Source organism: Nocardioides sp. REDSEA-S30_B4 (assembly GCF_001627265.1).
Lineage (GTDB): Bacteria > Actinomycetota > Actinomycetes > Propionibacteriales > Nocardioidaceae > Nocardioides.
Genome location: NZ_LUPI01000004.1, coordinates 1 through 9,044 on the forward strand (window position 1 = coordinate 1; position 9,044 = coordinate 9,044).

Annotated in this window: 8 protein-coding genes; all 8 read left to right on the forward strand. The window is 71.5% G+C overall.

The window, feature by feature from the left end; genetic code table 11:
- Positions 1-420: IS30 family transposase (locus tag A6R01_RS00605; protein WP_292602337.1), on the forward strand; the 420-nt coding region annotated here is incomplete at its 5' end.
- 198 nt (positions 421-618) lie between these two features.
- Positions 619-1,392, forward strand: coding sequence for a 3'(2'),5'-bisphosphate nucleotidase CysQ (locus A6R01_RS00610; RefSeq protein WP_292602340.1), 774 nt, complete (start codon positions 619-621; stop codon positions 1,390-1,392).
- 11 nt (positions 1,393-1,403) lie between these two features.
- A complete protein-coding gene (locus A6R01_RS00615) occupies positions 1,404-2,012 on the forward strand; it encodes an HAD-IA family hydrolase (RefSeq protein WP_292602343.1) in 609 nt (202 codons plus the stop codon).
- A gap of 271 nt (positions 2,013-2,283) precedes the next feature.
- Complete coding sequence (pstC, locus tag A6R01_RS00620) at positions 2,284-3,300, forward strand: phosphate ABC transporter permease subunit PstC (protein ID WP_292602347.1); 1,017 nt, start codon at positions 2,284-2,286, stop codon at positions 3,298-3,300.
- On the forward strand, positions 3,300-4,541 hold the full coding sequence (gene pstA, locus A6R01_RS00625; RefSeq protein WP_292602349.1) for a phosphate ABC transporter permease PstA: 1,242 nt from the start codon (positions 3,300-3,302) through the stop codon (positions 4,539-4,541). The genes pstC and pstA overlap by 1 nt, the downstream gene beginning before the upstream one ends.
- On the forward strand, positions 4,538-6,184 hold the full coding sequence (locus A6R01_RS00630) for a substrate-binding domain-containing protein (protein WP_292602352.1): 1,647 nt from the start codon (positions 4,538-4,540) through the stop codon (positions 6,182-6,184). The genes pstA and A6R01_RS00630 overlap by 4 nt, the downstream gene beginning before the upstream one ends.
- Positions 6,181-8,793, forward strand: a complete 2,613-nt coding sequence (locus A6R01_RS00635) for a hypothetical protein (RefSeq protein WP_292602355.1) — start codon at positions 6,181-6,183, stop codon at positions 8,791-8,793. The genes A6R01_RS00630 and A6R01_RS00635 overlap by 4 nt, the downstream gene beginning before the upstream one ends.
- Positions 8,794-8,796: 3 nt before the next feature.
- Positions 8,797-9,044, forward strand: a 248-nt coding sequence (locus tag A6R01_RS00640; protein WP_292602358.1) for a hypothetical protein, incomplete at its 3' end; no start/stop codon positions are given.

Below are 9,044 nucleotides of genomic sequence, written 5' to 3' on the forward strand. Positions count from 1 at the left end.
CACTCCGGCTTCGTGACCCTCATCCACCTGCCCGAGGGCTGGGCGGCTGAGAAGGTCGCAGCCGCGGTATCGGCTGAGATGTCCCAGCTGCCGGCCTGGTTCGCCAAGACCCTGACCTGGGACCGCGGAACTGAGATGGCCCGCCACGCCGACATCACCGCCGCCACCGGCATCAAGGTCTACTTCGCCGATCCTTACAGCCCCCAACAACGCCCCAGCAACGAGAACACCAACGGGCTGCTGCGCGAGTACATGCCCAAAGGCACCGATCTGTCTGTCCACACCCGCGAAGGCCTCGACGCCATCGCCAAACAGCTCAACAACCGCCCCCGCAAACGACTCGGCTTCCACACCCCAGCCGAGGTCTTCGCTAAGTTGCTCGCCGAAGACCAAACCAAGGGCGTTGCGACCACCCCTTGAAACCGCCGCCCGGACCCCTTCTCCACAGGGCATCCGGGCATCGTGACCAGACCGTGACCGTCGCGGAGCTCGTGGCTCGACCCGCTCACACCTCGACCAACGAGCGGGGCTCGCACCTCGACCCCGCGGGCGCTCGCACATCGACCAGCGGTGGGGGAGGTCGGTGAGGCCCACCTCCTCAGCAGATAGCCTGCGTCCGTGACTTTCGAGCCCGGAATGCCCCCTGCCGACGCAGATGACCACGTCCTCGCCACCTGGCTGGCGGAGGTGGCCGGCCGCCGCCTCCTCGAGGTGCGTGGCGAGGGCCTGGAGGGCAAGGAGCTCAAGGACGCCGGCGACGCCGCGGCCCACGAGCTGCTGATGACCCTGGTCGCCGAGCACCGCCCGGCCGACGCCGTGCTGTCGGAGGAGGGCAAGGACGACAAGGCCCGCCTCACCGCCGACCGCGTCTGGATCATCGACCCGCTCGACGGCACCCGTGAGTTCTCCGAGCCGCCCCGCGATGACTGGGCCGTCCACGTCGCCCTGTCGTCCGGTGGCACGCTGATCGCCGGTGCGGTCGCGCAGCCGGCGCTCGGCGAGACCTTCAACACCGGCGACGCTCCCGTCGTGCCCCCGCGCACGTCGGAGAAGCCGCGCATCGCCGTCTCCCGCAGCCGCCCGCCGGCCTTCGTGCAGGCGCTCGCCGAGGAGATGGGCGCCGAGCTGGTCCCGATGGGCTCGGCCGGCGTGAAGATGATGTCCGTGGTGCGCGACGTGGCCGACGCCTACGTCCACGCCGGCGGCCAGTACGAGTGGGACTCCGCCGCCCCGGTGGCCGTCGCCCGTGCTGCCGGTCTGTTCACCAGCCGGGTCAACGGCGACGAGCTGGTCTACAACCAGGACGACGTCTACCTCCCCGACCTGATCGTGTGCCGCCCGGAGCTGTCGGAGCAGATCCTGGCGTTCATCGCCGAGCACGGCACCGACTGAGCGCCGGACCGGTGACCGTCCGGCACGTCCTGCTCGACGCCGACGGCGTCGTGCAGCACGGCGTGCGCGACCCGTTCGCGCTGCTGCGCCGGTGGGCGGGCGATCGGGCCGAGGAGCTCGGTCGCGCCCTGTGGGCCGCCGAGCGCGGCCCGTTGCGCGGCCAGGGTGACTTCCTCGAGTCCGTGCGCCGCCTCGTCCCGTCGTACGCCGACGTCGACCCGGACACGCTCTACGAGTCGCTCTGGGCCGACATCACCCCCTCCGAGGCGACCCTCGCCCTCGTCGACCGGCTCCGCGGGGCCGGCCTCGGCGTCCACCTCGGCACCAACCAGCACCGCCAGCGCGGCGAGCACATGCGCACCGTGCTCGGGTTCGACCGGCTCTTCGACGTCTCCTGCTACTCCTGGGAGATGGGTACCAAGAAGCCCGAGCCCGACTACTTCGAGATCGCCCTGGAGCGCATCGGCGCCCCCGCCGACGAGGTGCTCTTCGTCGACGACATGGAGGCCAACGTCGAGGCCGCCCGCACGGTCGGGCTGCGTGCCGAGCACTGGCACCTCGACCGCGGCCACGACGTCCTCGAGGACCTGCTCGCCGGCCACGGCGTGCTGCTCGGCTGACCCCGCCGGCGGGGGGCCGCTCGGCGGCCTGATCCGGTCGTTCCGCGGCCGTTCACCTGCGCTCAACCCCGCGCGGACTACCCGTCTCCAGGCGGGGTAGCCCGTTGTGACTACCCCCGGACCGAGCGGGTGACCCGTTCGGGAAATGCGGTCCCAGCGTTCGGCAGCCGTTCACCGATCACGCCCTCTCCCGTCCCCCGAGCCCCTCCACGATGCTGCTGCTACGGCGCTAGCCGGAAGCCGAGCAGAACAGTTTCCGGGGGAGGACCGCGTGACCACGCTGCCGTCGTACGACGCCGCGGCCGGCCAGGACATCCGTCCGCGCCGCATCTCGCGCAAAGCCAGCGGGGTCGACGCCGTCTTCGAGCACTCCGCGCGCGCGGTCGGTGCGTCGGTGTTGGTGATCACCGGCGGGGTCGGGCTGTTCCTGGGCTGGCAGGCCTACCCGACGCTGAGCCGCTACGGCCTAGGCTTCTTCACCGAGTCCTCGTGGAACCCCGAGAGCGACGTCGTCGGGATCGCCGCCGTCCTCACCGGCACGATCTCGATCGCCATCGTGGCGATGTTCTTCGCCTTCCCGCTCTCCCTGCTGACCGCGCTGTTCATCAGCGAGTACGCACCCGAGCGGGCCAAGGCCACCCTGGTCGCGATGGTCGACCTGATGGCCGCGGTGCCCTCGATCGTCTACGGCCTGTGGGGCTACCTCTTGGTGATGCCGCACGCCGGCGACCTCGCGGTGTGGCTGCAGCGGAACCTCGGCTGGCTGCCCTTCTTCGACGTCCGCGGGGCCGACCCCGACGCGGCGGTCGTCGACGCCAGCCGCTACGTCTCGAGCAGCTTCTGCGCCGGCATCGCGGTGGCGATGATGGTGCTGCCGATGGCGTGCGCCGTGATGCGCCAGGTCTTCTCCCAGACCCCGCAGGGGGAGAAGGAGGCCGCCCTCGCCCTGGGGGCCACGAAGTGGGGGATGATCACCTCCGTCGTGCTGCCCTTCGGCCGCGGCGGCATCATCGGCGGCACCATGCTCGGCCTGGGCCGCGCGCTCGGGGAGACCATCGCGGTCGTCCTCATCATCAGCCCGACGTTCGAGGTGAAGCCGAACCTCACCGAGATCGGCAGCAACTCGGTCTCGGCGCTGATCGCCGGCCGCTTCGGCGAGGCCAACGCCGCCCAGCTCTCCGCGCTGCTGGCCGCCGGCTTCGTGCTCTTCCTCATCACCCTGGTCGTCAACACCCTCGCCTCGGTCGTGGTCAACCGCAGCCGCTCGGGTGCCGGGACGGACGCCTGATGACCACCACGCCCGAGATGACGCCGGCCACGGCGACACCGCTGACGACGTACCTCCCGCAGGTCGACGACGACGCGCCGCCGCCGGTGCCCCGCCGGTCGCTGGGTCGCCCGAGCCCCGACGAGCAGCTGACCCGGTGGGGTCCCTGGCTGTCCTCGGCGGCCCTGGCCTGGCTGGTCACCCAGCAGCTGCTGCCGCTGGCGGGCGTGGCGTGGTTCGTCGTCAGCTGGTTCCTGCTCGGTCTGGTGGTCACTGCGGTCACCGCCGCGATGCACGGCGGCTGGATCGAGGTGAAGGACCGCGTCGCCGCGGCCGTCATCACCGGTGGTGCGCTCAGCGTGGGCGTCGCGCTGGTCTCGACCGTCGGCTTCGTCTTCCTGCGCGGCTGGGAGCCGCTGACCCACCTGAACTTCCTGACCGACGACATGTCGGGCGTGGGCCCCAAGGACGCCTTCGACCGCGGTGGCATCGCGCACGCGATCCTCGGCTCGCTCATCCAGCTGGGCATCGGCCTGGCGATCACGCTCCCGCTGGGCATCGGTACGGCGGTGTTCATGACCGAGGTCGGTGGTCGGTTCGCCCGGCTCGTGCGCACCATCGTCGAGGCGATGACCGCGCTCCCGTCGATCGTCGCCGGCCTGTTCGTCTACACCGTCTTCATCATCATGCTCGGCCAGCCGCGCTCGGGCCTGGCCGCGGGCCTGGCCATCGCGGTGATGATGCTGCCGATCATCGCGCGTGCCGCCGACGTGGTGCTGCGCGTCGTGCCCGGCGGCCTGCGCGAGGCGAGCCTGGCGTTGGGTGCATCGCGGTGGAAGACCGTCTGGCACGTCGTGCTCCCGACGGCCCGACCCGGCCTGGCCACGGCCGTCATCCTCGGTTCGGCGCGCGGTGTCGGCGAGACCAGCCCGGTGCTCATCACCTCGGGCGCGGCGGCGTTCTTCGTCACCGACCCGGTCGGTGGGGCGATGAACTCGCTGCCCCTGTTCATCTACAGCAACGTCCGTTCCGGCGAGGAGCAGGCGATCGACCGCGCCTTCGGCGCCGCCAGCGTCCTGCTGATGCTGGTGCTCCTGCTCTTCGTCATCGCCCGCGTGCTGGCCAGGCCGCCGCGTGCGAAGGCCACCTCCCGCCGCCGGCTCGCCCTCCCGCGGCGCCAGTCCGGCTCGAACGCCGCTCACGCCTCCGACCAGCCCTCTCACCAGCCCCTCGACCAGCCCGAAAGCCAGGACCCCCGGTGAACCGCCTGCTCTCCGTGCTCGCGCGCTGCGCGACCGCCTCCGCCCTCGCCATCGCCGGCGTGGCCTCCGTCCCGGCGGCGGCCCGGGCCGCGACCTACGCCCAGATCGAGGGGACCGGGTCGACCTGGTCCGAGGTCATCGTCCAGCAGTGGATCGCCGACGTGGACGCCTCGGGCATGAAGGTCGTCTACACCGGCGGCGGCTCGACCAAGGGCCGCAAGGACTTCGCGCAGGACACCAACGACTTCGCCATCTCCGAGATCCCGTTCCAGGGCACCGACGAGCAGGGCAACGCCGACACCTCCAACGGCCGCTCGTTCGCCTACCTGCCGATCGTCGCGGGCGGCACCGCCTTCACCTACCAGCTCAAGGTGGGCAACGAGCTGGTCCGCAACCTGCGGCTCTCGGGCGAGACGCTCACGAAGATCTTCACCAACCAGATCACCAACTGGAACGACCCGGCGATCACCAAGGACAACAACGGGCGCGCGTTCCCGAACCTGCCGATCACGCCGGTCGTGCGATCGGACGGGTCCGGCACGACGGCGCAGCTCACCACGTGGATGGACAAGGAGTACCCATCCATCTGGCGGCCGTACTTCGGTAAGTCCGGGCTGACGTCGTACTACCCGAAGAAGTCGGGCTCGCGCACCGTGAGCCAGGCCGGGTCCGACCAGGTCATGAACTTCATCTCCTCGACCTACGGCAACGGCACCATCGGGTACGTCGAGTACTCCTACCCGGTCAACAAGAACTACCCGGTCGTGAAGGTGCTCAACAAGGGCGGCTACTACGTCGAGCCGACGCAGTACAACGTCGCGGTGGCGCTGACGAAGGCGCGCATCAACACCTCGAACCCGAACGACCCGAGCACCTACCTCACCCAGATCCTCGACGACGTGTACCGCAACCCGGACCCGCGGGCCTACCCGATCTCGTCGTACTCCTACATGGTCATTCCGACCGCCTCCGACGACCCGCGCATGACCACCGCCAAGCGCCAGACGCTGGCCGACTTCATGTACTACTCGCTGTGCGCCGGGCAGACCAAGGCCGGCCCGTACGGCTACTCGCCGCTGCCGCTGAACCTGGTGCAGGCCGGCTTCGACCAGATCGCCAAGCTGGGCAAGGCCGACAAGGACGTCGACCTCACGAACCGCGACGTGCGCTCGTGCAACAACCCGACCTTCGACGGCAAGAACCTCAGCAACAACAAGCTGGCCCAGATCGCTCCCCAGCCGGCCGCCTGCGACAAGGCCGGCGCCGGGCCCTGCGGCACCTCCACGGGCACCGGTGACCCCTCGACCGACGAGGGCGATGGCGGCACGACCGACGAGGGCGACGGCTCCGGAGACGGAGGTGGAGGTGGTGGGACCGACGTCGACACCGGGGGAGAGGTCACCACCGACGCACCCGGCAGCGTCGACCCCGTCACCGGGGAGGTCGTCGGGGGAGACACCGGCGCGGTGAGCGACGGTGCGGCCGTGTACGCCGACCCCAGCACCGTCCTGGTCGCCGACCGAGCCGGCGACACCCGGGCCTTCGCCTGGCTCTCCGGGCTGCTGCTGGTGACCCTCGTGGTGCTGCCCGGTCTCTACGTCTCGGCGCTGCGTCGCCGCGGCCCGGCAGGAGCCCGGTCGTGAGCGCGGTCGTCAGCGGTGGGGTCCGCCCCCGGCGCGCACTCGCCGCCGCCGTCCTCCTGAGCCTGGGCTCCGGGCTGGTGCTGGCGGGGCCGAGCAGCACCGGAGCCACCGAGCCGGTGGCCCGCGCCGGCGCCGGCGCGCCGGCGTACTCGGAGACGAAGACGCTGCAGCGCGTGGTCACCAAGCCCGACGGCAGCCTGCAGGAGTTCCCGGCCTACACCGTGACGGTCACCGCCGACCAGACCACGGACCTGCGGGGCCGGCAGCGGATCCGGATCGCCTGGAAGGGCGCCCAGCCCAGCGGCGGCCGTGCCAGCAACCCGTTCGGCGAGAGCGGCCTGGCCCAGGAGTACCCGGTCGTCATCATGCAGTGCCGCGGTGTCGAGGAGCCGGGCAAGGGCGAGGAGCAGCTGCGACCCGAGACCTGCTGGACCGCGTCGTTCGCGCAGCGCTCGCAGATCACCCGCAGCGACGGCGAGGCCGCCTGGCGCCACGACCTCGACGCCGACGAGGCGGACAAGGGGCGGGTCTCTGGCCTCGACCCGCTGCCGGGTGCGGACGTGTGCCCCACCGCCGACATCGCCGGCTACAGCACCCGGCTCACGCCCTTCGTCGCCGCCTCGGGCAAGGTCTTCCCGGCCTGCCAGGCCGACCAGATGCCGCCCGAGGCCGCGGTGGGTGCGGCCTTCCCGGCCGCCGAGCTGGCGGCCTTCACCGACCTCGACGGTCGCGGCGAGGTGCAGTTCGAGGTCCGCTCGGACGTGGAGAACGAGTCGCTGGGCTGCAACCACGAGACCGCGTGCTCCATCGTCGTCATCCCCATCGTGGGCCTCTCCTGCGACCAGCCGTCCTCGCCGCCGACGGCGTCGGACAACGCCTGCCGGCGCACCGGGCGCTTCGTGCCGGGGAGCGGCAACGTCGCCTCCGAGGGGGTCGACCAGGCCGTCTCGCCGTCCCTGTGGTGGGCGGCGTCGCAGTGGAAGAACCGCTTCACCATCCCGATCACCTTCGGGCTCCCGCCCGACACCTGCGACATCCTCGACGCCCGCGCACCCACCGGCTTCTACGGCACCGAGCTGCTCGCGCAGGCGGCGCTGCAGTGGTCGCCGGCGTACTGCCTGCGCAAGGACCGCTTCAAGTTCCAGCACAACCAGATGTCCGACGAGGCCGGCTTCACGCTGATGGAGAACGGCGGCGGCGCCGCGGCGCTCGTCAGCTCCGAGCAGACCCAGGTCGGACTCGACCCCGTCGGCTACGCGCCGACGGCCGTCACCGGGTTCGCCATCGGCTACGTCGTCGACAGGCCCGACAACGCGGGTGAGCTCGCGACGCTGCGGATCACCCCGCGGCTGGTGGCCAAGCTGCTGACCCAGTCCTACCTCGGCTCCGACCTCGGCCGCGGCCACCCCGGCATGGAGGGCAATCCGCTCTCGATCATGCAGGACCCGGAGTTCGTGCGGCTCAACCCCGGCCTGAGCCAGATCAACCAGGAGGTCGGGGCGACGCTGCTGTCGCTGTCGAACCAGTCCGACATCATCCGCCAGCTGACCGACTGGGTCATGCAGGACCGGGCAGCGCGCGACTTCGTCAGCGGCGAGGCGGACCAGTGGGGCATGGTCGTCAACCCCAACTACGAGGGTCTGGCGCTGCCGGCCTCCGAGATCCCGCTGCTCGACGACTTCGTGCCCGAGACCGGGAACACCTGCCGTCAGGAGAACCCGGCGGTCTACTTCAACCAGATCGCGGCTCCCGTCACGACGCTGCGCAAGATCAGCGAGGCGCTCCTCGACGCCCACCCGAACGTGCAGACCCGGTGCGAGCTCGACGCCGACACCGGTCTCTACAAGGTGGGCCGCATCGGGCGGCAGTCCTACGGCGCGCGCTTCATGCTCGGGCTGGTGAGCCTCGGCGACGTCGAGCGCTACGGCCTCAAGGCGGCCGCCCTGCAGGCCGCGCCCGGGAAGTTCGTCGAGCCCACCGAGTCCTCCATGGCGGCTGCGGTGTCGCTCATGGAGCCGGGCGAGGAGACGCTCCCGTTCACCCTCGACCAGGCGGACGTGCGCACGAGCTCGAAGGCCTACCCCGGCACGATGGTCGTCTACACGGCCGCGCGGATGCAGAACCTCGACGAGGCCGACGCGGCCAAGGTCGCCCAGTTCATCCGGGTCGCCACCTCCGAGGGCCAGCGACCCGGCCCGGGCAACGGCCAGCTGCCCGCGGGCTACCTCCCGCTGCGTCGTACCGGCGTGACCGCGGGGTTGTACGCCGCCGCGCAGGACGTCGCGACCGCCATCGGCACCCAGACGCCGCCGGCCTCGACGCTCCCCGACCCCGTCGACCTGACGACCGACGGGGGCTCCGACGGCACCGACGTGCCCACCACCGTGCCGGACGCGCCTGCGGTCGAGGAGCCGCCGGTCGCCGAGGAGCCCACCGAGGCGCCGGCACCGGTCGAGGAGGACACCGCCCCCGTCGCGATGCCCGCGACCACGGCCATCTCCTCGCGCACCGCGGGTCTGCTGCTGCCGCTGCTGTTCCTCGGCGGACTGCTCGGCAGCCTGGCCGTGGCCGGCACCCGCTTCCTCGTCCGACCGCCCCGGCAGGGCTGAGCCGTGACCATGACGCAACCGTCCCGCACCACGCCGACCCGCCGGGCCGAGAAGGCGGCCAAGCCCGCCAAACCGGCCAAGCCGCGGAAGCCGCCCAGGCCGGCGCGTGCCCCGCGGCCTCCGCTGACCGGCACCCCGGCCGTCACCTCGTCGGCGGCGACGATGCTCGCGGTGGTCTGCCTGTGGGTCTTCGTGCAGCTGCTGCTGCTCGGCGACCTCAAGCACGAGCGCGCCCAGGACCTGCTCTACGC

Bases quoted from the DNA above. Each gene is read 5' to 3' on its own strand.
- pstA (WP_292602349.1), top strand. From the start codon at position 3,300: ATGACCACCACGCCCGAGATGACGCCGGCCACGGCGACACCGCTGACG.